Origin of the sequence: Pseudomonas sp. S12(2018) (assembly GCF_024355235.1) — a bacterium.
Lineage (GTDB): Bacteria > Pseudomonadota > Gammaproteobacteria > Pseudomonadales > Pseudomonadaceae > Aquipseudomonas > Aquipseudomonas palmensis.
Window position 1 is genome coordinate 242913 of sequence record NZ_QLAD01000002.1, and the last position, 24202, is coordinate 267114.

Below are 24202 nucleotides of genomic sequence, written 5' to 3' on the forward strand. Positions count from 1 at the left end.
CACATCCACCTGTGGGAGGCCACCATGAAGATCCGTGATTTAGCCGAGCATTGGGAACACAGCGCCAAGGGCCCGTTGAGCGCCACCGGCCACGTCCTGCACCTGGACGTCGAAGCGGCGGCGCGCCTGGCGGCGCTGAGCGAAATGTACCCCAAGCGCCGGCCCGAAGAGTTGCTGGGCGAATTGCTCGGCGCGGCGCTGGAGGAGCTTGAGGCGAGCTTTCCGTATGTGAAGGGCCAGCAGGTGATCGCCACCGACGAGGAAGACAATCCGCTCTACGAAGACGTCGGCCCCACCCCTCGGTTTCTGGCGTTGTCACGCCGTTACCTGCGCGACATGAGTGAGCGCAAGGACGGGCCGGCGCACTAGTGATCCGCTGGCCGACTGCGGGCTGCGCTGTGGAGCGCCACAGCCCGCAGGCCTCTGCAACGGGCCGTGCAGCCGCCTCGAGAACCCCGCATTCAAGGCCCTTTGATGGCCCGAACCACAAACCCCGTCTATACCCATACAGGCACGCGTACTACGCACGCGCTGCAAAGTTCCCCCGAAAACCTACTGACCGATCAGTCAGATAAAAACACGATAAGGCGAGACTTTTTTCTGAACTATTCAAAAAACGCTTCGGTCACAGCCAATAGCCATTACGGCAAAACCCCTAAGCTACGGGCATATCGTGTTCCCCAGGCTGACGGGCCATGCCGATGGATTGTTACGGAATTCGTTGTTCATCAGGAGTGATCCAATGGAGTTGACCACCATGAAGACCCGCACCGAAAAAACCTCCTTCACCCAACTGCGCGGGCTCAAGCTGGCTGCGCTGGCATTGGGCAGCAGCCTGGTTCTGGCCGGCTGCGCAGGCAATCCGCCAACCGAGCAGTACGCCGTAACGCAGTCAGCGGTGAACTCCGCCGTCAGCGCGGGCGGTACCGAGTTCGCGGCGGTGGAAATGAAGGCGGCTCAGGACAAGCTCAAACAAGCTGAAATCGCCATGCATGACAAGAAGTACGACGAGGCCAAGCGCCTGGCCGAACAGGCCGAATGGGACGCTCGCGTCGCCGAGCGCAAAGCCCAGGCGGCCAAGGCCGAAAAAGCGGTGCAGGACGCCAACCAGGGCGTGCAGGACCTGCGTGAGGAAGGCATGCGCAGCGTGCAGTAAGCCGCTTGCCTCACCGACCCATGCATTCGTAATCGATAAAGGATGACCCACTATGCGTAAACACGTGATGATCCCCGCCCTTCTGGCCTTGAGCGTTGGTCTGGCTGCCTGCTCCACGCCGCCTAACCCGAACCTGGAATCCGCCCGCACCAACTTCTCCGCCCTGCAGAGCAATCCGCAGGCGAGCAAGGTCGCGGCGCTGGAAACCAAGGACGCGCAAGACTGGCTGAACAAGGCCGACCAGGCCTACATGAACAAGGAAGACGAGAAGAAAGTCGACCAGCTCGCCTACCTGACCAACCAGCGCGTGGAAGTGGCCAAGCAGACCATCGCCCTGCGTGACGCCGAAAACAACCTGAAAAGCGCTGCCGCCAAACGCGCCCAGGCTCGCCTGGATGCCCGTGATGCGCAAATCAAGCAGTTGCAGAACAGCCTCAATGCCAAGCAGACCGAACGCGGCACCCTGGTGACCTTCGGCGACGTGCTGTTCGACTTCGACAAGGCCAACCTGAAAAGCAGCGCCCTGCCGAACATCACCACCCTGGCGCAGTTCCTTCAGGAAAACCCTGACCGCAAGGTGATCGTCGAGGGCTACACCGACAGCAAGGGCTCTGCCAGCTACAACCAGTCGCTGTCCGAGCGTCGCGCCAACGCGGTTCGCACCGCACTGGTACGTGCCGGCGTAGACCCATCGCGCATCGTGGCCCAGGGCTACGGCAAGGAATTCCCAGTGGCTGACAACTCCAGCAACTCGGGCCGTGCGCAGAACCGTCGCGTGGAGGTCACCATCTCCAACGACAACCAGCCGGTAGCGCCACGCTCGGTAAGCAAAGCCTACTGACAGGCTGAGCAACCCGCAGAATCCCGCCTGTTACAGGGCGGGATTTTTTTTGCCTGCCCCTTGCGCAAATAACTACCACCGCCACCTGCCCGGCCTCTGGATCAATGCCACATTCCCCCTCCACCAGGACTGTGCACCATGCCCACTTCCAACACCGACGCGCAGGTGCGTCAATTCGATACCCTGTTCTCGCCGCTTGAAACCCAGGAGCAACCGGCCTGGCTGCAGCAGGCCAGCCCCGAGCAACGACGCCAGCTGCACCAGTACCAGGTACTGGGCCGGCTGGCCCGACGGCGGGCAACGCAGGCATTCGCGCAGGTTCAGAGCCTGTACACCTACAACCTTCTGGACCTGTCTGCAAAGGACTTCGCCACCGTCACCGCACAGGTGTTCCATCGCGTGCAGCAGCGCAGGAGCCTGGACGAGGTCTACCTGACCTACCTGCAGGCCATGCTCCAGCGCCGTACGCTGCTTGACGCCAAGCAGGATGCCTACCTGGCGACCCTGCGCGAGGAATACAGCATCGCGCACATCCGGGGCCACCTGGGCAGGCAAGGCAGGCAACTGCTCGAGTGGATCATCGGCGCCTATCCGGACGGTTCGGTGGAGTTCCCGCAACAGGGCCCGTACTTCGGCCCGGATGTAACGGTGTGCGCATCGCTCAGGCTGTTCGACGACCTGCTGGTGCCCGGCATCCTTCTGCTCGGCCCGCCGGTGGACGATGCCCCGTGCGTCGCGTACATGCCGGGCCACCCGCAGCACCCGCTGAAGCAGTACCCCTCGCGCACGCACTTCTTTTCCAACCTGCGTGGTGCGCTGGCGAGCACCACCTTCCAGCAGTACTTTCTGCGCTTCATCCCCCTGCGTCACCAGCAGCGGGTGGTGAGCAGTTGGCAGGCCAGCGACGCGATGCTGGACCTGCCGATGGACACCAGCGCCCTGGACCAGGGGCTGCGCTGGTTCGTGCAGAAGCACATGATCGAGCGCCTGCTCGACGATGCGCGCCTGCTGATCCCGACCACACCGCAGCAGGCCGACAGCCTGAACACCCTGTGCACCCCGTTCGCCAGCGCTCTCGAAGCGCATCTGCTGATCGGCGCCGGCGCGGGCCTGTGCTGCACCGAGGAAGACGAAGGCCAGGCACCTTCGCAGTGGGTCACACCGCTGCGTGTGATCAAGCCGGCACCCGCCGACTATCGGCGCTGGCTACCCGACCTGAGCAGTTACCGCCTTGACGCCGCCAGCTCCCCGACCGGGCAACCGGATGCCATGGGGCTCTACACCCAGGGCGCGCACAAGGCGATCATGATCAACCAGGCGTTCTACCGGGTGGAGCAGGCCCCCGAGGGCCACTGGCAGATACGCCACCCCACCGACAAGGATGCCTACTGCCCGCCTCTGTACCACAACGGTGCCGGAGCCTGGCACCATCGCCACGAGCAGCCCCAGCGCTGGGAACGCCTGTCGCTGCTGCGTCGCATGGGGCCGCTCGCGGCCGGCTTCGACGATGCGCGCCTGCTGGAGCTGGGTCGCGTCAGCGGGGCTGACAATTCAAGCCTGCGCCAGATGTACCTGCGCGACCGACCCGCGCCCGCGCTGCTGGTGCATGTGCTGCAGCGGGCACGCATTCAGGACCAGGTAACGCGCAGCATGGCCCTGATCGCCCAGGGGCTGGCGGTACCCGCAATCGATGATGTGCCCCAGCTGCAGGCCTTCTACCAGGCCGTGGCCGTCTATCTGGGCAAGGAACCGGCATCGAGGCGAACCCGTCGCAGCGGCGATTCGACCCCTACCCCCGGCGACACCGTCCCCCCCTGCACCACTGGCTGCAACCCGCCGCCGGCCGACCTGTACGATGCCTGGTCACCTCGGCTCAATCGGGCGATCGCCTTGCACCGCTTCGAACTGGCACAATTGGATACCGATCATGCGGTGCTGGAGCTCCAGCAACGCTATCCGAACCTGCCACTGAGTGTCGCGCAGCGACTGCTGGACGAAAACCGCCAGCGCATCTATGCCCCGCTGCAGGCGACCCCGCCGCTGCCCCTGCCTCTGGACGTGGCCGAGCAGGCGCGTGCCCTCGACCATGACGCGCGCCTGAGCAATGCCCTGGAGGGCTTTACCCAGCCGGCCTCGATCAACCAGGACACCTTCATCCTGGCCGTGCGCCTGCTCGAACACCTGGACCACTGGCCGGCCGGTACCGCGCTGCTGTTGCGCAGCGGCGCACGGTTCGGCACCCCGCTTGCAGCGCTGGGCCAGACCGATGTCGATACCACCTCGGTGTACCTGGATGAAGACGAGGGCTGGCACGCAATCAGCGCGACCCAGGTGCTGCTGGCCCAGGACACCAGCGAGTTCGGGTTCTACCGCGCATTGCTGCATGCACTGGGCGAGTCGCGCAGCACCCGCCTGGGCTTCGGACTCAACGAGCCGCAGCGCCTGCACCAGCGCCTGATGGAGATGGCACTGGCGCGCCCCACCCGCGCCCGCCTGCTGCTGGGCCTGCCGGTGCAAAGAAGCTGGTTGACCACCACCGCCAATGCCCCGGCCCAACGCAGTCCCAGCCGTGGCGAGCAGAACATGTTCAATCGCGAACCACTGCATACCCGCCTCGAACGCCTGATCAGCCACCATCGGCTGCCCATTGCGCGCCGCTACGTCAATGCCTACATCGCCCACCTGCTCAGCCAGAACCAGCCCATCGGCGCGCACGTGACGCAGCTGGAACAGGAGCGCCTGCAACTCGATGGCAGCCTGGATCGGTGGGTCGAGCAAAGTGCCGACGCCACGGCCCACGCCGAGCGCACAGAGGTGGCGCAGCAGCTGGTGCGGGCCTGGGAATGCCGCATTCTGCGCCGGCGGGACGAGGTTCGCATCGACAGCCAGCAGGCGTTGCCACCGTTGTCGGTGACGTTGCCGGCAGTGGTGGCGCTGAGGGTCCTGGATACACCGCGCATCGACGGCCTGGCAGCCTTCGTGCAGCGCTTTCCGAACCTGCACAGGCTGGAACTGGTCAACCTGCCCCTGACCGAGCTGCCGCAAGGTCTGGAGAACCTGCACCGGCTCAGCCACCTGAACCTGTCGCGTACCCGGCTGACCCCGACCCGCCTGGCCGAACTGGGCACCCTGAGCGGCTTGCAGACCCTGATCCTGAACGACATCGACGTGCCCGACTTCAGCTGGACGGCCCAGCACATGACCCGTCTGCTGACCCGCGACTCGCTGCGCATTCTGACCCTGCAGGGCTCGAGCGCGCGCTTCGAACAGGGCGTTTTCGCCGCACTGCAGCAGGCAACGCACCTGCACACCCTGAACCTGGCGCAGAACCTCATCAGCTTGAGCGAACAGGACATCATCGATCTGGGTGGCCTGCAGCGCCTGGTCAGCCTCGACCTGTCCGCCAACCCGCTTTCACGCATGCCGGACGTGACCCGCCTGCAGGCCCTGGAAGAGCTCGACCTGTCGTACCTGGCCTCGCCCGTCGACCAGTGGCCCACGGGCCTTGAGCGGCTGCCCCGGGTGCACAGCGCCGACCTGCGCGGCCTGGCCATTGCCAGCGTTCCCGAAGGGGCCGGCCTTGTACGCGGCCTGCGCATGGCATACGAGTACCTGCCCGAATCACAGCGCCAGCGGTTCGAGGACGACATGATCGCCACGGGCAACACGCTGCAGGACTCCGATGCATCCAGCGCCGGGAGCTCCGACTCGCAGGGCTCCACCGACGTCGAACCGGCCTCGGTGCGCCACGCCACGGCACTGCGCGACGCACCGCGCCTGTTCGAAGGCATGTCCGCTGACGATCAGGCACGGGCCCGGCAATTGCTCGAAGACAACGGCTCGGCGGTGATCGAGTTCTTCGCCTTGCTGCTGCGCCAGGACCGCCTGCACGCCTTGCCGCCAAGGCACACGGCAATGCGCACGCGAATCCAGGCATTGATCCGGGGTGCTTTCGGCCAGGACCTGCGCAGAACCCTGTATGAGGTGGCGCTCGAGGCGGTGAGTTGCATCGACCGCGATGCGGTGGTGTTCTCGCAACTGGAAAACCTGCTGCACGCCGACCTGGCGCTGGCCAGCGTGGGCGATGCGGCAGCCGAGGGCGAACTGATCGACATGGCGATCAGCCATTGGCGCGCACTGCGCCTGCGCGAGCATGTCAGCGCCAACCTGCCGGGCTGGCGCCGCCTGGGGCACCAGATCGACTACAGCGAAATCGAACTGCACTTCAGGATCGCGTTGACCACGCGCCTGGGGCTGCGCGACCAGCCGGCCACCCAGGCCTTCACCGGTTACACCCGCTGGGTTACCCCGGCCATGCTCGATGAAGCCTGCGAGGCCGTGTTGCGCTCCCAGATGAGCCAGTTGCCCGACTACCTCTATGGGCAGGCCTACTGGCAGCGCTACCTGGATTTTGCCGCGTCACCGCAACTGGAGCAGGTCAACCGCTGGCGGGATCGGATCAGCGAATACCTGGACGCCGTCAGCAATGAAGAACTGCCACCGCCCTTGAGCGAGGATGAACAGGCGCGCCTGCGCGACATCCTGCACCTGAGTGGTCGGCTGGGCCTGCATGAAGCGCTGCCGGACATGCTGTCGCTCAACAGCAGCGAATACCGCGCGGCCTACCAGGCCTTGATGAAACGGGTCGAACAGGCCCGCATGGAACTGACCAGGACCATTCTGCGCGAGCCGCGCCCGGGCCCTTCGTCACGTAGCTGACGCGTGCCCGGTACGCCGCAGGCGTTCACGCGGCGTACCGGGAACCGCTTACTGCTGGACCTGCTGGGGCGTCTCCTGCCCCATGCAGCGCACCGCCTGCTTGCGGTTGTCCACCAGCACGCCGGTCAGGCCCTTCTGTTCGGTGTCGAACAGCACCAGCACGCCATCGATGCACTGCGCCACCTGCGCCGCCGGCTTGAGCGAGATCTTGTAGTCCTCCCCCGGCACCGTCTTGAGCATGGTGTAGTCGGCCAGCAACAGTGCATCCTGGGGCTTGGCGAAATGCAGGTAGCCGTAGTACCAGAGCACGCCCACCGTACCGATGATGCTGCAGATACCGGTAATGATCAGCGGGATGGCGTTGCGTTCTTCACTCATTGCGACTTCTCGTCAGGGTAATTGGGGACTTCGGCCAAGCGCCGCAGCCCGTTGAAATGCTCGGGGTCATCCAGAAAGCGCAGCATCACCTGGCGCCAGGTCTTGTCGGCGAAGGTCTGCACATGCCCGCCACGGGTCAGTTGCAGAACCCGCGGTGGCGGCGCGGCGCGGTACAGCGCCAGGCCGTTGGCCAACGGCACGATCGGGTCGTCGATGCTGTGGAAGAACAGCTTGGGCGGCGAGCTCAACTGGTCGATCGACCCGATGGCGCTGTCGCCATCGGGTACCAGCCACGACAACGGCACCTGGAACGGCCAGGTCAGCCAGGAAGTGCTCAGGGCAAACTGGCCCACCTTGCGGTAGCTGGCCGGCACCCCGTCGAACACCAGGGCCTTGAAGCGCTGGCGCTGCTCGGGATGCTGCGCCAGGTAGTGAATGCCCATCGCCCCGCCCAGGCTCTGCCCCAGCAGCACCAGCGGCTTGCCCTGCACTTCGGGAGCCTGCTGCAGCCAGTCCATCGCCGCGGCGATGTCCTGGTACACCGCCGGCAGGGTCGGTTCGCCCTGGGACACCCCGTACCCCCGGTAGTCCACCAGCAGCACCTGGTAGCCCTGCTCGGGCAGCCACCAGCTGGCGCCCAGATGCCAGGCCAGGTTGCCGCCATTGCCATGCAGGTGCAGTACCGTGCCCTTGACCGGCACCCCGGCCTTGGCCGGCAACCACCAGCCGTGCAGGCGCGTGCCGTCCTCGGTGGTCAGGCTCACGTCGCGGTAGGCCAGCCCGGCCTTCTCGGGCGTGAACGGCAGGCCACGCTCGGGGTAGAACAACAGCGAACTGCAGCCGGCCAGGCTCAGCAGCGCGGCCAGCAGCCCGGCCCGCCAGTGCTCAGAGAATGTTCGAATAATCGGCTTCAATCCGGTCCAGGCTCAGGTGGTTGAGGAAGTTGGAAAAACACATCCAGGCCGACAGCGCGTTCAGGTCGCGGAACTGCTCGGGCAGGTACTTGGGTGGCTCCACCAGGCCTTCATCGACCAGTTGGCGCAGGGTGCGCATGTCTTCCAGGGTGGTCTTGCCGCAGAACAGCAACGGAATCTGCTCCAGCTTGCCCTTGCGCACGGCCAACTGAATGTAGTTGTAAACCATGATGAAGCCCTTGAGGTAGGACAAGTCCTTGGTGAATGGCAGGCCATTGGGCACCGAGCCGCGGAACACGCGGCTGGCATTGCCATAGCTTTCGGCCATTTCAAACCCCTGGGCACGGAAGAACTCGTACACCTGCATGAAGTCCGCCCCCTCCTCGACCATGTGGATGGCGCGGGTGCGGTTGGTGAGCTTGCGCAGGCGGCTGGGGTAGGAGGCAAAGGCGATCACTTCCATCAGGATCGCCAGGCCTTCCTGGGTCACCGTCGACGAGGGCGGGCCCTTGGCCAGGAAGGTGCAGATCGGCTGGTTGAGGCCGTTGAGCGTGGTGCCCACGTGCACCAGCCCTTCATGCACCTCCAGCGCGCGCACGTCGCGGCTGTTGAACATCGCGTCGCTGCGGATCTTGATGTAGTCGGCGCCCGCCGCCGCGTCGGCGACGATACCGTCGGACTCGAACACGCGGATGGTTTCCTCGGCCTCGCCGAACACCTTGTTCAGGCGGCCCTGGAGCAGCTCCACGGCCTGCTTGGCGGTGAGGTCCTTGGGTTCGTCCTTGAGGTCGCCGCGCCCGTCGATGTTGTTCAGGTAGTCCGAGAGCATCAGGCCCAGGTCGGCCAGGGTCGGGTCGCCGGCATGGAAGGCGTCGGAGGCGGCGCCGTAAAGCTCCTGGGAAATCAGACCGAAGTCTTCCGTGCCGCGCGCCTCGAGCATGCGCACCACCATGCGGTATTCCTTGCACATGCGCCGCATGATCTGCCCGACCGGGTTGAACTGGCCGAGCTGGCGGGTGATGTCGCGCTCGATGTTCTGGAACTCGAGCTTCACCGCGCTGGAGTCGAACGACAAGGGCCTGCCCTGGTAGTAGGCGCGGTCCACGGCCGGCATTTCCCGGCCCTTGGCCTTGAGGAAACCCTGGCGAATGCTGTCGTCCCATTTCACCGCATCGAGTACGCGAATAGGGGTTTGCGCCAGGACAATGCGATCAGACAGGGTGCGTATCGTCTGCTGGTACTCGTCCACCCGAAACTCCTTGTGTTGGCCAGCCTACTTGCCGGCCCGCTGAAAACGTGCGACTTCGATGAACAGGTCGGAGTTGGCCGGGTCGTCCAGGTAGGCCAGCACCCGCGCCGCCGGGCTGTCGATAAGCACGCCCTGGCCGTTTTCCTCCGGTATCTCGATGGCGCGACCGCTCAGTTCCTTGTTCTTCAGGGCCTGGTTGATCTGCTCGACATCCAGGTTGTAGATCACCAGTTGCTTGTTGTCGATCACCTCGAACCCGCCGATCAGGAAGTTGCCCCCCAGACGCTTGGGCACGCCGGCCGAGAGGTACCAGCGGTTGCCATGGCGGGCCACGGTGAAGACGTAGGTTTCAGGCTTCTTGCCCTTGGCGGTGGCCACCGCCTTGTAGGCGTTGTCGCCCCTGCGGCTGATCTGCAACGTCAGCGGCTCGCCCCAGGCGTCCTTGCTGGTCCATTTGCCGAGCAGGGCCTTGGGCGCCGGCTGGTTGGTCGGGATCGGCTCGTTGAACGTCACCAGGCAACCACTCAACAGCACAAACGACAGGGCCAACAGCACACGCCAGGCTTTCATCCGATACTCCTTGAATTAGGTAGAGCCTCAGGCCGATGCCAGCACCAGATGCAGGTATCGGGTAAGGATAGCGAGCATCTGCGCTTCGGCCTGGGGTTGTGCAGCATCGAGCAGGCCCTGATATTCCATCTGCTCGATGATGGCCGTCAACACTATGGCATCTTGCTGTGGCTGGCGCGAACCCACCACCTGCAACAGCTGGCAGGTGCCGCGCAGCAGGATCTGCGCATGCAGGCGCACCAGTTCGGCCAGCCGCGGGCACAGCAGCGCTTCCTGGCGAAACGCCTGCTCGGCCATCAGAAAGTCGCGGCGGTTGTGCAACTGGCGCTGCACGTACTCGGCGCCCATCTTCGCCACTTCGTCGGCCAGCTGCGCGCGGGCGCCGGGGCTGCCGTCGCCCTTGGCGATCAGCTGGCGCAACAACACCTCGGTGTTTTCCCACAGCTTGGCCATGTAGGCCGCGCTGCGTTCGACATACTGGGCGAAGGTGTCGGTGAGCAGGTCTTCGATGTCCTTGAAATAGTAGGTGGTGGCCGACAGCGGCACACCGGCCTCGGCGGCCACCGCACGGTGGCGCACGCCGCGCACGCCATCACGCACGATGATGCGCATGGCCGCGTCGAGGATCTGCTGACGGCGCTGCTCGCTGCCCTGGCGGCTGGCCTTGCGCCCCTGGTACTGAACACTTTCGGCTACCGCTGTGGCCACGCCAGCAGCACCTTGTTGAGCCATTGCAGTCGTCACTGGGGTCTACCTCGTTGAATGCTGACTGATCGATCAGCTTGTCGCAGACATGAAAAAGCCGCCCCTAGAGGCGGCTTGTTCAAGACACTCAGGCCTGCGGGCGCATGTGCGGGAACAGGATCACGTCGCGGATCGACGGCGAGTTGGTCAGCAGCATCACCAGGCGGTCGATACCGATGCCCTCACCGGCAGTGGGCGGCATGCCGTACTCCAGGGCGCGCACGAAGTCGGCATCGTAGTGCATGGCCTCGTCGTCGCCGGCGTCCTTGTCGGCCACCTGGGCCATGAAGCGCTCGGCCTGGTCCTCGGCATCGTTGAGCTCGGAGTAGGCGTTGGCGATCTCGCGGCCGCCGATGAACAGTTCGAAGCGGTCGGTGACGTTCGGGTTCTGGTCATTGCGACGGGCCAGCGGCGACACTTCGAACGGGTACTGGGTGATGAAGTGCGGCTGCTCCAGCTTGTGCTCGACCAGCTCTTCGAAAATCATCACCTGCAGCTTGCCCAGGCCTTCGAAGCCCAGCACCTTGGCGCCGGCCTGCTTGGCGATGGCGCGGGCCTTGTCGATGTCGTTGAGGTCGTCGGCGGTCAGCTCGGGGTTGTACTTGAGGATCGAGTCGAACACCGACAGGCGCACGAACGGCTCGCCGAAGTGGAACACCTTGTCGCCGTACGGCACGTCGGTGCTGCCCAGCACCAGCTGCGCCAGCTCGCGGAACAGCTCTTCGGTGAGGTCCATGTTGTCTTCGTAGTCGGCGTAGGCCTGGTAGAATTCGAGCATGGTGAACTCGGGGTTGTGCCGGGTCGAGACGCCTTCGTTACGGAAGTTGCGGTTGATCTCGAAGACCTTCTCGAAACCACCGACCACCAGACGCTTGAGGTACAGCTCCGGCGCGATGCGCAGGAACATCGGCATGTCCAGCGCGTTGTGGTGGGTTTCGAACGGCTTGGCCGCAGCGCCACCGGGGATGGTCTGCAGCATCGGCGTTTCCACTTCCAGGAAGTCGCGCTGGATGAGGAAGTTGCGAATATGGTTGATGACCTGCGAGCGCACACGGAAGGTGTGGCGGGTTTCCTCGTTGACCATCAGGTCGACGTAGCGCTGGCGATAGCGCTGCTCGGTGTCGGTCAGGCCGTGGTGCTTGTCCGGCAGCGGGCGCAGCGACTTGGTCAGCAGGCGCACGTTGGTCATCTCGACGTACAGGTCGCCCTTGCCCGAACGGGCCAGGGTGCCTTCGGCGCTGATGATGTCGCCCAGGTCCCAGGTCTTGACCGCTGCCAGGGTTTCCTCGGGCAGGGTCTTGCGGTTGACGTAGACCTGGATGCGCCCGGTCATGTCCTGGATCACCATGAACGAGCCACGGTTGAGCATGATGCGACCGGCAACCTTGACCGGGATCGCTGCAGCTTCCAGCTCTTCCTTGGTCTTGTCGACATACTGTTTCTGCAGGTCGTTGCAGTAGCTGTCACGGCGGAAGTCGTTGGGGAAGGCGTTGCCCTTGGCGCGCTCTGCGGCAAGCTTTTCCTTGCGCAGGGCAATCAGGGTGTTTTCTTCCTGTTGCAGGTCTTGCGGGTCGAGTTTGAGGTCGCTCATGTGGTCACATTTTCCATCAGGGGTTCATTGCCCCCGCCCGCAGGCGAGGGTCTTGTAGCGGGTCGCGAAACTTACAGCCCCTGCTTGAGGCTGGCTTCCAGGTACTCGTCGATATCGCCGTCGAGCACCTTGTCGCAGTCGCTGCGTTCGACGTTGGTGCGCAGATCCTTGATCCGCGAGGCGTCGAGCACGTACGAACGGATCTGGTGACCCCAGCCGATGTCCGACTTGCTGTCTTCCAGGGCCTGCGACGCGGCGTTGCGCTTCTGCATCTCCAGCTCGTACAACTTGGCCCGCAGCATCTTCATGGCGGTGTCCTTGTTGGCGTGCTGGGAACGTTCGTTCTGGCAGCTGACCACGGTGTTGGTCGGCACGTGGGTGATACGCACCGCCGAGTCGGTGGTGTTCACGTGCTGGCCGCCGGCACCCGAGGAGCGGTAGGTGTCGATACGCAGGTCGGACGGGTTGATCTCGATTTCGACCTTGTCGTCGATCTCGGGGGACACGAACACCGCCGAGAACGAAGTATGGCGGCGTGCGCCGGAGTCGAACGGGCTCTTGCGCACCAGACGGTGCACACCGATCTCGGTGCGCAGCCAGCCAAAGGCGTACTCGCCCTTGATGTGCACGGTGGCGCCCTTGATGCCGGCCACATCGCCTTCGGACAGTTCCATGATGGTGGCGTCGAAACCACGCTTGGACGCCCAGCGCAGGTACATGCGCAGCAGGATGTTGGCCCAGTCCTGGGCCTCGGTGCCGCCGGAACCGGCCTGGATGTCCAGGTAGGCGTTGTTCATGTCCATCTCGCCGCTGAACATGCGACGGAATTCGAGCTGGGCCAGGGAGTCTTCCAGGCCCTGGAGCACTTCGACGACGTCATTGACGGCGCCTTCGTCGTTCTCCTCGACAGCCATGTCGAGCAGCTCGCGGGCGTCGACCAGGCCGCCGGACAGTTCGTCCAGGGTGTCGACGATCTGCGCCAGCATGGCGCGTTCGCGGCCCAGTTCCTGGGCGTACTCGGGCTTGTTCCAGACGTTCGGGTCTTCGAGCTCGCGGTTGACTTCGATCAGGCGGTCATGCTTGTGATCGTAGTCAAAGATACCCCCGAATGGATTCGGAGCGCTCGGTCAGGTCCTTGATGGTGTTCAGGATCGGTTGGATTTCCATGGGCGGGCAGCTCTCGTGCGTATTCTGTGAAAAGCCGGAGAGTATAAACGAGTCTGCAGGTGCGCGGCAGCCCGTCGGGCGGCCTTTGGAGAAGCCGGCGCCTGATCGCGGATCAGCCGCCCCCACAAGGGCGGCACGATGCCCGTGGGAGCGGGCTTGACCCGCGATGGCGGTCTGTCAGGCCACCCCGACCTGATTGCGCCCGCCATTCTTGGCCTGGTACAGGCCCTTGTCCGCCGCCGAGATCAACTGTCGGCAATGGCTGCCGACTGCCGGCGTGTGGGTGGCCAGGCCGATGCTGATGGTCAGCACGCTGCCCGCCTGCGGCATGTTGTGCGAGATGGCCAGGCCCACCACGGTCTGGCGCAGCTTCTCGGCCACCAGCCGCGCCCCGCCCGGCGAAGTGTTGGGCAGCACCAGGGCGAATTCCTCGCCACCGTAGCGTGCCGGCAGGTCGCTGGGGCGGCTGCACGAGGCACGAATCGCCTCGGCCACCTGGCGCAGCGCCTCGTCCCCGGCCAGGTGGCCGAACGAGTCGTTGAAGGCCTTGAAATAGTCGACGTCGATCATCAGCAACGACAGCTGCGACTGGTCACGCATGGCCCGGCGCCATTCCAGTTCCAGGTACTCGTCGAAATGCCGGCGGTTGGACAGCCCCGTCAGGCCGTCGGAGTTCATCAGCCGCTGCAGCACCAGGTTGGTGTCCAGCAACTGCTGCTGGCTGACCCGCAGCGCCCGGTAGGCTTCGTCACGCTGCAGCAGGGTGAGGTAGGAGCGCGAGTGGTACAGGATGCGCGCGACCAGCTCGATGTTGTCGGGCAGCTTGACCAGGTAGTCGTTGGCCCCGGCGGCGAACGCGGCGCTCTTGACCAGCGCGTCTTCCTTGGACGACAGCACGATGATCGGGATGTCCTGGGTGGCCGGGTTGCTGCGGTACTCGCGCACCAGGCTCAGGCCATCGAGGCCGGGCATGACCAGGTCCTGCAGGATCACCGTGGGCTTGATCCGGATCGCCTGCGCGACGGCCTGATGCGGGTCGGCGCAGAAGTGAAAGTCGATGTTGGCCTCGTTGGCCAGGCCGCGACGCACGGCTTCGCCGATCATCGCCTGGTCGTCGACCAGCAGCACCATCGCCGAGTTTTCATTGGTGGTCGGGAACCCCACGAGCGGTAGATCATTCATGCGCGCCCTGCTCCCTGGCGAACGACCGGTTTGGTTCATTACACATCGTCATTTCGAAAAAATCTCCATCAGGCGCGGCGCAATGCGCTCCAGCGCACGTATCTCGACGGCGGCATCGATGGCCGCAGCCGCCTTGGGCATGCCGTAGACCGCACTGCTCTGCTGGTCCTGGGCGATGGTCAGAAAGCCCTGCTCGCGCATCAGCTTGAGCCCCTGTGCGCCATCGCGGCCCATGCCGGTCAGCAGTACGCCCACCGCATCGCCCTGCCAGAAGCGCGCCACGCTCTCGAAGAACACATCGATCGAAGGGCGGTAGATCGCGTTGACCGGTTCGGCGGTGTAGGCCAGGGTGCCGTCCTTCAACAGACGGATATGGTGGTTGGTGCCGGCCAGCAGCACCTGCCCGGGCTGGGGTGCTTCGCCCTCGCGGGCCAGGCGTACCGGCAGGCCGGAGGCGCTGCTCAGCCACTCGGCCATGCCGGCGGCGAACACCTGGTCGACGTGCTGGACCAGCACGATGGCCGCGTTGAAATCCTGCTCCAGGCTCTTGAGCAGCACCTCAAGCGCCGCCGGGCCACCGGCCGAGGAACCGATCGCCACCAGGCGCTGACGTTGTGCCCCCTGGCGCTGAGGGGCTGCCACTGCCCGCACACGGTTGCTGCCGTGCTGGCCGATCAGCCAGCTGATATTGAGGATCTTGCGCAACAGCGGCGCGGCCGCCTCACGCGGGTTGCCGGCGCCTACCGCCGGGGTGTCGACCACGTCCAGGGCGCCGTGGCCCATGGCCTCGAACACGCGGTGCACGTTCTGCTGGCGGTCGACCGTGACGATCACGATGGCGCAAGGAGTCCGGGCCATGATCTGGCGCGTGGCCTCCACGCCGTCCATGACCGGCATGATCAGGTCCATCAGGATCAGGTCGGGGGTGTGCTCGGCGCAGCGCTGCACCGCCTCGGCGCCATTGCCGGCCACCCAGATCACCTCGTGCTGCGGCTCGAACGCCAATGCCCGGCGCAGGGCCTCCACGGCCAGGGGCATGTCGTTGACGATGGCGATCTTCATCCCTGGGCTCCCCCGATAAGCTCCACCACGGCTTCCAGCAAGGCATCATCATGAAAACTGGCCTTGGCCAAATAGTAGTCGGCCCCGGCGTCCAGTCCACGACGACGATCTTCCTCGCGGTCCTTGTACGACACCACCATCACCGGCAAAGACTGCAACCGGCTGTCGCGGCGCAGCAGCGTGACCAGTTCGATGCCGTCCATGCGCGGCATGTCGATGTCGGTGATCAGCAGGTCGAAATCCTCGCTGCGCAAGGCGTTCCAGCCATCCATGCCGTCCACCGCGACGGCCACTTCGTAACCGCGGTTGGTCAGCAGCTTGCGCTGCAACTCGCGCACGGTCAACGAGTCATCCACCACCAGCACGCGCTTGCGCGTCGCTTCGCGGGCGGCGCGCTGGCCGCGCTCGATACGTTCCAGGCGGCCGGTGCTGAGCAGCTTCTCGACCGAGCGCAGCAGGTCCTCGACGTCCACGATCAGCACCACCGAGCCGTCATCGAGCAGGGCCCCGGCCGAGATGTCCTGCACCTTGCCCAGCCGCGCGTCCAGCGGCATCACCACCAGCACGCGCTCGCCGATCAGACGCTCGACGGCCACGCCATACAGGGTGTCGCGCTCACGGATGACCACCACCTTGATGGCCTGTTCCGCCGCCTGGCTGGGCGGCCGGTTGAGCAACTGGGAGGCGGCCACCAGGCCGATGTGCCGGCCTTCATGCCAGAAATGCTGGCGCCCCTCGATCTGCACGATGGCCTCGGCGGGCAGGTCCAGGGTGCGTTCGATATGCGCCAGCGGGAAGGCGTAGGCCTCGCCCCCCACCTCGACCACCAGGCTACGCACCACCGACAGGGTCAGCGGCACCTCCAGGTGAAAGCGGCTGCCCTGCCCGCTGTGCTGGCTGAGGTCGATGAAGCCGCGCAACTGGCGCACGCTGTGCTGCACCGCATCGAGCCCCACGCCGCGCCCGGAAACCTCGGTGACCTTGTCGCGCAGGCTGAACCCCGGCAGGAACAGAAACGTCAGCAGTTCGGCTTCGCTCATCTGCGCCACGGTGTCGGCCGGCGACAACTGGCGCTCGACGATGCTGTGGCGCAGGCGTTGCAGGTCGACGCCGCCACCGTCATCGCTCAGTTCCAGCACCAGCAGGCCGGCCTGGTGCGAGGCGCGCAGGCGGATCAGGCCCTCGGCCGGCTTGCCTGCCAGCAGGCGTTGCTCGGGCAGTTCGATACCGTGGTCCACGGCGTTGCGCAGAAGGTGGGTGAGCGGCGCCTCGAGTTTTTCCAGCACGTCACGGTCGACCTGGGTCTTTTCGCCCTCGATCTCCAGGCGCACCTGCTTGCCCAGCGACCGCCCCAGGTCGCGAACCATGCGGCTCTGCCCGTTGAGCACGTCGGCGAACGGGCGCATGCGGCAGGCCAGCGCGGTGTCGTACAGCAGTTGCGCGCGCTGGCTGGCCTGCCAGCCGAACTCGTCCAGGTCGGCGGCCTGCTGCTGCAGCATCTCGCGGGTTTCGCCGAGCAGGCGCTGGGCCTGCGCCAGCGCTTCCTGCACCTCCGGTCGCTGGCCGCCGGTGTCCAGCTCGGCCTTGAGCGTATCGAGGGCGCGAATGCTCTGGCCGTGCATGCGCTTGAGGCGCTGCAGGGTGGCCAGGTAGGGCTTCAGGCGCTGGGTTTCGACCAGCGACTTGCTGGACAGGTCGAGCAGGCTGTTCAGGCGCTCGGCCGTGACCCGCAGCACCCGCTCGCCGCCTTCGCTGCGCTTGCCCGGCGCAAGGGCCACGGGCTCGGCAGACGCCTCCGGTTGCGCGAGCGCCTCAGGCTCGGGCGCCGGGGGCACCAGCTGCGGCGCAGCCGGTGCGGGTTCAGGATTCTGCGTCGGCTCGGGCGCGTCGCCGATTGCCGGCCCCGTCGCCATCAGCGCACTGGCCGGATCGAGCAGCACGGCCATCTGCACCACGAAGGCCTGGACCGCCGCCTCGGTGGCCGCACCGCCCAGGGTGGCGATGCGCATCAGCAGGTCGGTGCCCTGCAGCAGCGCATCGATGTGCTCGGGGCGCAGGCGCAGGCGGCCTTCCTGGGCCTCGACCAGGCAGTCTTCCATCACGTGGGCGACGCTGACCCCGGCGTCGATCCCCACGATGCGCGCCGCGCCCTTGAGCGAGTGGGCGGCGCGCATGCAGGCTTCGAGCTGGTCACCCTGGGTAGGGTTGCGTTCCAGGGCCAGCAGGCCGGCGCTGAGCACCTGGGTCTGCGCCTCGGCCTCCAGGCTGAACAGCTCGAGCAGCGAAGCGTCGCGCATTTGCTCTGGGGTCATGACAGGCTCCGGTTCACGGCAGACAACAGCTGTTCTTCATCCAGCACCCGCACGCTGCGACCGCGCCACTGCAATACCGCTTCGGTGAAGCGTGCATCGGTGGCGGTGTCGCTGGCCGGCTGCCCGGGGTCGAGGGCATGGATACCGTCCACTTCGTCCACCGGCAGCACCACGGCGCCGCCGCTGGCACCCAGGATCAGCATGCGCGGCATGACCCGCGCCGACACCGCCACCGGGCTGCCGGGCTCGAGCCCCAGCAGGTCGCCCAGCGACAGGCACGGCACCAGCGCACCGCGCACATTGGCCACCCCCTGCAGCACCCGCGAGCGCTGGTGCGGCAAGGAGTGCACCGGCTGCAGCGGCGCCACCTCGACCAGGCAGCGGGTCGCCAGGGCCAGCCATTCCTCGCCCAGGCGAAACAGCAACAGCGAGCGCCCGACACTCACCGGTGCCTGCACATGCATCTGCGCATGGGCGTCCTGGGCCAGCGCATAGCGGTCCAGCAGGCGCGTGGCCGCTGCCGCGTACACCTGGCAGTTGCGACAGTGAATATGCTCGGCCAGCAACGGGCAGCTCTTGTCGCCGTGCACACCGATACGGTTCCAGCAATCGTCGATGGCCTCGACCGTGGCGGCCATCACGCCCAGCTCTGCCTGGCCGCTCATCGTTCAGGCTCCCGCTCGCTGCGCTCTCGGCGCGCCGCACGCTCCTGCAGGCGCCGGGCGCCCACCTCATCGCCCTGGGACGCCAGCAGCGCCGCCAGGTGCGCCAGGGCCTCGGGGTGCTGGGGTTGCAGGTACAGCACCTTGCGGTAGTGGCTCACGGCCTGGGCCGCATCGCCGGCGGTATCGCTGAGCAGGCCCAGCCAGTAATACACCTGCGCATCCGGTGCATGCTGCTGCAGGTAGCGTTCGCAGGCCGCGCGTGCCTCGTCGCTGCGGCCCTCGTTGGCCAGCGTGGCGATCTGCGCTAGCAGCTGTTCGGCGCCGGGCTTGCCGGCGGCTGGGGGCGCAACCCGGGCAGGCTGCGGTGCCGGGGCTGGCGCACGGCGCGCCAACGGCGCAGGCGCCCGCCGTGGACTGGGTGCAGGCATCGGGGGCGGCGGCGAAAGCACTGGGGGCGGCTCCTGCGGGATATGCCGTACATAGGCGAACGACTGCGCGATACCCAGCGGGCGCATGCCCATGCGTGCCAGCAGGCTGCCTTCGGCCGGGCCGATGAACAGTACGCCGTCTTCATGGGTGAGGCTTTTCAGTACGTCGAACACCCGTTGCTGGGTGGGTACATCGAAATAGATCAGCAGGTTGCGGCAGAAGACGAAGTCGTAGCTGCCCCTGCGGGTGCGCAGCGCCGGGTCGAGCACGTTGCCCACCTGCAGCTCGACCTGCTGGCGAACCCGCTCGTCGAGGCGATGGCCCTGCTCCACCTCGCTGAAGTGGCGCTGGCGGAAGGCGATGTCACTGCCGCGAAAGGAGTTGCGGCCATACACCGCCTGTTCGGCGCGGGCGATCGAGTTGGGGCTGATGTCGATGCCGTCGACGCGAAACCCGGGGCCGGCGATACCGGCATCGAGCAGGGCCATGGCAATCGAATAGGGCTCTTCACCAGTCGAACACGGCAGGCTGAGCACCCGCAGCGGCCGGGTGCCATTGAGCTCGGCCAGGCGCCTGAGGGCAAGCCCGGCCAGCGCGCTGAACGACTCGGGATAACGGAAGAACCAGGTTTCAGGCACGATCACCGCTTCGATCAGCGCCTGCTGCTCCGGGGTCGACTGCTGCAGGCGCACCCAGTAGTCGTCCAGGTCGCGGGCCTGCAGGGCAGCACAGCGCTGGCGCAGGGCCCGCTCGACCATCGGCGCGCCAACCGAGGCGACATCCAGGCCGATACGCTCCTGCAAGAAACGAAAGAACCGCTGCTCGTCGCTCATGGCTGCACCTCCACGGGCGGGTACAGCAAGGCGCGGGCCTGGTCGGTCAGCAGGTCCTGGACGCTGATGCGTTGCATCAGGCCCTGGGCATCTTCGCGCACCGGCCCCAGGTAGGGGGCCTGGAGGTTGTCGACGCCATAGGGGCGAAACTCGTCGGGGTGGCAACGCAGGGTGTCGCTGGCCTGCTGCAGGATCAGGCCCAGCAACTGCGGCTCGGCCTGCGCCTGGCCCCGGTAGTGCACCAGCACCAGCCGGGTGCTGGTACGCAGCGGCGCCGGGGTGCCGAACCCCAGGTCGCCCACGTCGATCACCGGTACCAGCGCACCGCGATGCGCCAGCACCCCCGCCACCCAGCGCGGGGTGTGGGCGATGGGCTTGAGTGTCAGGCGCGGCAGCACCTCCACTACCTCATGGGTGTCCAGGGCAAAGCGCTGCTCGCCGATACGAAATACCAGGAACAGGCGCCCTGGCGTAGGCACCGAAGTGTCGCGGCGTGACTGAAGGTCGCTCATCGGGGCTTCAGACTTTGAACCGCGACACACCACCACGAAGGCCGACCGCTACCTGGCTCAGCTCGTCGATGGCGAAACTGGCCTGGCGCAGCGACTCCACGGTCTGGCTGCTGGCATCGCCCAGCTGCGCCAGTGCATGGTTGATCTGCTCGGCACCGGTGGCCTGGGCCTGCATGCCTTCGTTGACCATCAGCACCCGTGGCGCCAGCGCCTGCACCTGGTGGATGATCTGGGTCAGTTGCTCGCCCACCTGCTGCACCTCGGCCATGCCGCGACGCACTTCCTCGGAAAACTTGTCCATGCCCATCACCCCGGCCGACACCGCCGACTGGATCTCGCGCACCATCTGTTCGATATCGTAGGTGGCCACGGCGGTCTGGTCGGCCAGGCGGCGCACCTCAGTGGCCACCACGGCAAAGCCGCGGCCATATTCGCCGGCCTTCTCGGCCTCGATGGCGGCGTTGAGCGACAGCAGGTTGGTCTGGTCGGCGACCTTGACGATGGTGACCACCACCTGGTTGATGTTGCCGGCCTTCTCGTTGAGGATCGCCAGCTTGTTGTTGACCAGGTCGGCCGCGCCCATCACCTGGTGCATGGTCTCTTCCATGCGCGCCAGGCCCTGCTGGCCGGAGCCGGCCAGTACCGAGGCCTGGTCGGCGGCGCTGGTGACCTCGGTCATGGTGCGCACCAGGTCCCGGGAGGTGGCGGCGATTTCCCGCGAGGTGGCACCGATTTCGGTGGTGGTGGCGGCCGTTTCGGTGGCGGTGGCCTGCTGCTGCTTGGAGGTGGCGGCAATCTCGGTCACCGAGGTGGTGACCTGCACCGACGAGCGCTGGGCCTGGGACACCAGCGTGGTCAGCTCGCTCATCATTTCGTTGAAGCCGGTTTCCACCGCGCCGAATTCATCCTTGCGGTCCAGGCTCAGGCGCACGCTGAGGTCACCGCCGCGCAGCTTGTCCAGCGCCCGCACGATCAGTTGCATGGGGCCGGTGATGGCGCGCATCAGCATCAGGCCGCAGATGCCGGCTGCAATGATCGCCAGCACCAGCGAGATCATCATGCTGACCTTGGCCGTGGTCACCGCGCTGACGATGGCACCGGTGGCCTGCTCGGCCGACACCCGGTTGCCTTCGATCACCGTGTTCAGGTGCTTGCGGCCCTCGTTCCAGGCCGGGGTCATGCTGTCCTGCAGCAGGCGCTGGGCCTCGGCGTAGTTCTTCTGCCGGTAGGCCTCCAGCACGCTGTCGAGCAGCTTCAGGTAGCCCTGCTCCAGGCGCACGAACTCCTCGTAGCTGGACTGGTCTTCGGAGGACTGGATGGTCTTCTGGTAATCGGCCATGTTCTGCTTGAGGCGATCCTCGAAGCTCTTGTACAGCTCGGCGTCGGCATTGGTCAGCTCGCGGTGGTTGCTCAGGCCGAGCAACTGCTGGGTGTTGACGTAGCTGTCGACCCAGGCGCTGCGGATCATCGAGCTGTAGTACACGCCAGGGATGCTGTCCGAACGCACCGCCTCCTCGCTGGACTCGATCGCCACCAGGCGCGAGTAGGCAGCGACCACCATCAACAGCATGATGGCAATGATCATGGCGAAGCTCGCCAGGATGCGTTGGCGCAATGTCCAGTTCTTCACAGTCAGCCCTCAAGGATTCTACGCGAGCAGAAAAATGCGCAGATTATAGCCCACGCACCTTATCTGCACGCGCTCTGGATCAAGACGGCTCGGGCAAAATGGCCTGCGCGATGGCCATATGCCCGCATTTGCTGACTCAGGCCTGGCGAACCTGTTTTTCCAGCTCGGCCTTGAGGGCCGGGTCGAGCTTGAGCTGCTTGGCCAGCTCGTCGAGGTAGGCGCGCTCCATGAAGTGTTCCTCGTCCACCAGCATGACGCTGGCGATGTACATCTCGGCCGCCATTTCCGGCGTTGTGGCAGCGCGGGCGACGTCGGCCGGGTCCAGCGGTCGGTTGAGTTCGGCATGCAGCCACTGTTGCAGCTCGTGGTCGTTGTCGAGCTTGACGAACTCGCCTTCGATCAGCGCCTTCTCGCGCTCGTCGACATGCCCGTCGGCCTTGGCCGCAGCCACCAGCGCCTTGAGGATGGCCTGGCTGTGCAATTCGACCTGGGCGGCAGGCAGGCGATCGAGGGTCTGCGGTTCGCGCTGCGGCGCACTGCCCTGCTGGGCCTGCCAGTTGCCGTAGGCCTTGTAGGCCAGCACACCGAGGGCGGCCAGGCCACCATAGGTGAGCGCCTTGCCCCCCAGGCTGCGCGCCTTCTTGTTGCCCAGCAGCAGGCCCATCGCGCCCGCCGCCAGCGCACCACCGCCGGCACCGGAGAGCAGCCCGCCCAGGCCACCGCCACCGGCGCCGCCGAGCAACCCACCCAGCCCGCCACTGCCCCCTGGCTTGGCGCTGGCACCTTTGCCGGCCTGGTTCTGCAGCAGCTCCTGACCGGACTTTAGCAACTGGTCGAGCAAACCTCGGGTGTTCATCTGAACGTCCTCAACAAGGAAATGAAACGCCAGAGTAAAGCCTGACCTGCGTCGTCACGCTGCGCATTTGCTTCTGGATGTTGCATTCGCGGGAACGCACTACGCTAGTAGGGAATGCACCGCTGCAGCACCGTCATCACTGCCCCTGCACAATTCCAATAAAAGAGGGAACATCATGCTTGTGCACACCACCGCATTGCTTGGCGCCCTGGGCGCCGGGATCCTCGCCAGCGCCAGCCTGCAGGCCGCCGAGCCGCTCAAGGCCGTGGGTGCCGGCGAAGGGCAACTGGACATCGTGGCCTGGCCCGGCTACATCGAGCGCGGCGAGAGCGACAAGGCCTACGACTGGGTCAGCGGTTTCGAGCAGGACACCGGCTGCAGGGTGAGCGTCAAGACTGCCGCCACCTCCGACGAGATGGTCAGCCTGATGACCAAGGGCGGCTACGACCTGGTGACCGCGTCGGGCGATGCCTCGCTGCGCCTGATTGCCGGCAAGCGTGTGCAGGCGATCAACACCGACCTGATACCCAACTGGAAGCACCTCGACCCGCGCCTGAAGGACGGCCCCTGGTACGTGGTCGACGCCAAGGTCTACGGCACGCCGTACCAGTGGGGGCCGAACGTGCTGCTGTACAACACCGAGGTGTTCAAGCAGGCGCCCACCAGCTGGGGCGTGGTGTTCGAGCCGCAGGACCTGCCGGACGGCAAGCCGAACAAGGGCCGTGTGCAGGCCTATGACGGGCCGATCTACATCGCCGATGCGGCGCTGTACCTGAAGACGGCCAAGCCGGAACTGGGCATCGACAACCCCTACGAGCTCAACGAAACCCAGTACAAGGCGGTGCTCGACCTGTTGCGCCAGCAACGCCCCCTGATTCACCGCTACTGGCATGACGCAACCGTGCAGATGAGCGACGTCAAGAACGAAGGCGTGGCGGCTTCCAGCTCCTGGGGCTACATGGTCAACGGGCTCAAGGCCGACAAGCAGCCGGTGGCCTCGACCATCCCCAGGGAGGGCGCCACCGGCTGGGCCGATACCACCATGCTGCACGCCGAGGCCAAGCACCCCAATTGCGCCTACAAATGGATGGACTGGTCGCTGCAGCCCAAGGTGCAGGGCGACGTGGCGGCGTGGTTCGGCTCGTTGCCGGTGGTGCCGGCGGCGTGTTCGGGCAGCGAACTGCTGGGGGCCGACGGGTGCAAGGCCAACGGTTTCGACCTGTTCGACAAGATCGCGTTCTGGCGCACGCCGCAGGCGCAAGGGGGCAAGTTCGTGCCCTATAGCCGCTGGACCCAGGACTACATCGCGATCATGGGCGGCCGTTAGGGCCTCTTCGCCGTCAAGGCCGGCCCCTGCAGGCGACTCGCACACCTGCAGGGGCCGGCCTTGAC

At 65.9% G+C, this 24202-nt stretch carries 20 protein-coding genes; 5 read left to right on the plus strand and 15 right to left on the minus strand.

What is annotated here, in order from left to right; translation table 11 throughout:
• The first annotated feature begins 24 nt into the window (after positions 1–24).
• The 4 genes from DN388_RS05025 (at position 25) to DN388_RS05040 (ending at position 6716) form a co-directional block, all read left to right on the plus strand.
• On the plus strand, positions 25–369 hold the full coding sequence (locus DN388_RS05025) for a hypothetical protein (protein WP_043863222.1): 345 nt from the start codon (positions 25–27) through the stop codon (positions 367–369).
• A 373-nt stretch (positions 370–742) separates the two neighbouring features.
• Positions 743–1156, plus strand: coding sequence for a DUF4398 domain-containing protein (locus DN388_RS05030; protein WP_043863221.1), 414 nt, complete (start codon positions 743–745; stop codon positions 1154–1156).
• A 52-nt stretch (positions 1157–1208) separates the two neighbouring features.
• Positions 1209–1997, plus strand: coding sequence for an OmpA family protein (locus DN388_RS05035; RefSeq protein WP_043863220.1), 789 nt, complete (start codon positions 1209–1211; stop codon positions 1995–1997).
• A gap of 138 nt (positions 1998–2135) precedes the next feature.
• Positions 2136–6716: a protein phosphatase 1 regulatory subunit 42 gene (locus tag DN388_RS05040; protein ID WP_254997228.1), complete on the plus strand. Its 4581-nt coding sequence runs from the start codon at positions 2136–2138 to the stop codon at positions 6714–6716.
• A 48-nt stretch (positions 6717–6764) separates the two neighbouring features.
• On the opposite strand, the gene DN388_RS05045 is transcribed toward DN388_RS05040, so the two are convergent.
• The 15 genes from DN388_RS05045 to DN388_RS05115 form a co-directional block, all read right to left on the minus strand.
• Positions 6765–7094, minus strand: coding sequence for a hypothetical protein (locus DN388_RS05045; protein WP_043863218.1), 330 nt, complete (start codon positions 7092–7094; stop codon positions 6765–6767).
• The gene (locus DN388_RS05050; protein WP_210015395.1) at positions 7091–8008 is read right to left on the minus strand and encodes an alpha/beta hydrolase; all 918 of its coding nucleotides are present in this window, start codon (positions 8006–8008) and stop codon (positions 7091–7093) included. Before DN388_RS05050 ends, DN388_RS05045 begins: the two co-directional genes overlap by 4 nt.
• On the minus strand, positions 7980–9257 hold the full coding sequence (locus DN388_RS05055) for a flavohemoglobin expression-modulating QEGLA motif protein (protein WP_043863216.1): 1278 nt from the start codon (positions 9255–9257) through the stop codon (positions 7980–7982). The genes DN388_RS05050 and DN388_RS05055 overlap by 29 nt, the downstream gene beginning before the upstream one ends.
• 24 nt (positions 9258–9281) lie before the next feature.
• Positions 9282–9827 (minus strand): hypothetical protein, encoded by a 546-nt coding sequence (locus DN388_RS05060; RefSeq protein ID WP_100633066.1) that lies wholly within the window; start codon positions 9825–9827, stop codon positions 9282–9284.
• A 27-nt stretch (positions 9828–9854) separates the two neighbouring features.
• Positions 9855–10559 (minus strand): TetR/AcrR family transcriptional regulator, encoded by a 705-nt coding sequence (locus tag DN388_RS05065; protein ID WP_043863214.1) that lies wholly within the window; start codon positions 10557–10559, stop codon positions 9855–9857.
• A 100-nt stretch (positions 10560–10659) separates the two neighbouring features.
• On the minus strand, positions 10660–12162 hold the full coding sequence (lysS, locus tag DN388_RS05070; protein WP_043863213.1) for a lysine--tRNA ligase: 1503 nt from the start codon (positions 12160–12162) through the stop codon (positions 10660–10662).
• Between the two features lie 71 nt (positions 12163–12233).
• A protein-coding gene (prfB, locus tag DN388_RS05075) for a peptide chain release factor 2 (protein ID WP_100633065.1) occupies positions 12234–13329 on the minus strand; the annotation gives its coding sequence in 2 pieces (ribosomal slippage) (positions 12234–13256 and positions 13258–13329; 1095 coding nt in all).
• Between the two features lie 177 nt (positions 13330–13506).
• Positions 13507–14511: a PleD family two-component system response regulator gene (locus DN388_RS05080; protein WP_196932096.1), complete on the minus strand. Its 1005-nt coding sequence runs from the start codon at positions 14509–14511 to the stop codon at positions 13507–13509.
• A gap of 48 nt (positions 14512–14559) precedes the next feature.
• Positions 14560–15573, minus strand: a complete 1014-nt coding sequence (locus DN388_RS05085) for a chemotaxis response regulator protein-glutamate methylesterase (protein ID WP_043863210.1) — start codon at positions 15571–15573, stop codon at positions 14560–14562.
• Positions 15570–17885 carry a hybrid sensor histidine kinase/response regulator gene (locus DN388_RS05090; protein ID WP_254997241.1) on the minus strand — a complete coding sequence of 772 codons (2316 nt, stop codon included), beginning with the start codon at positions 17883–17885 and terminating at the stop codon, positions 15570–15572. The genes DN388_RS05085 and DN388_RS05090 overlap by 4 nt, the downstream gene beginning before the upstream one ends.
• A complete protein-coding gene (locus tag DN388_RS05095; protein WP_054915016.1) occupies positions 17882–18550 on the minus strand; it encodes a chemotaxis protein CheW in 669 nt (222 codons plus the stop codon). Before DN388_RS05095 ends, DN388_RS05090 begins: the two co-directional genes overlap by 4 nt.
• Positions 18547–19812, minus strand: a complete 1266-nt coding sequence (locus tag DN388_RS05100) for a CheR family methyltransferase (RefSeq protein WP_078480084.1) — start codon at positions 19810–19812, stop codon at positions 18547–18549. The genes DN388_RS05095 and DN388_RS05100 overlap by 4 nt, the downstream gene beginning before the upstream one ends.
• Positions 19809–20324: a chemotaxis protein CheW gene (locus DN388_RS05105; protein ID WP_254997244.1), complete on the minus strand. Its 516-nt coding sequence runs from the start codon at positions 20322–20324 to the stop codon at positions 19809–19811. The genes DN388_RS05100 and DN388_RS05105 overlap by 4 nt, the downstream gene beginning before the upstream one ends.
• A gap of 7 nt (positions 20325–20331) precedes the next feature.
• Positions 20332–21954, minus strand: coding sequence for a methyl-accepting chemotaxis protein (locus DN388_RS05110; protein ID WP_043863205.1), 1623 nt, complete (start codon positions 21952–21954; stop codon positions 20332–20334).
• Positions 21955–22090: 136 nt separating this feature from the next.
• A complete protein-coding gene (locus DN388_RS05115) occupies positions 22091–22810 on the minus strand; it encodes a tellurite resistance TerB family protein (RefSeq protein WP_054915019.1) in 720 nt (239 codons plus the stop codon).
• Between the two features lie 175 nt (positions 22811–22985).
• Here DN388_RS05115 and ydcS point away from each other — a divergent pair, with 175 nt between their 5' ends.
• The gene (gene ydcS, locus DN388_RS05120) at positions 22986–24137 is read left to right on the plus strand and encodes a putative ABC transporter substrate-binding protein YdcS (RefSeq protein ID WP_254997249.1); all 1152 of its coding nucleotides are present in this window, start codon (positions 22986–22988) and stop codon (positions 24135–24137) included.
• The last annotated feature ends 65 nt before the right edge of the window (positions 24138–24202 follow it).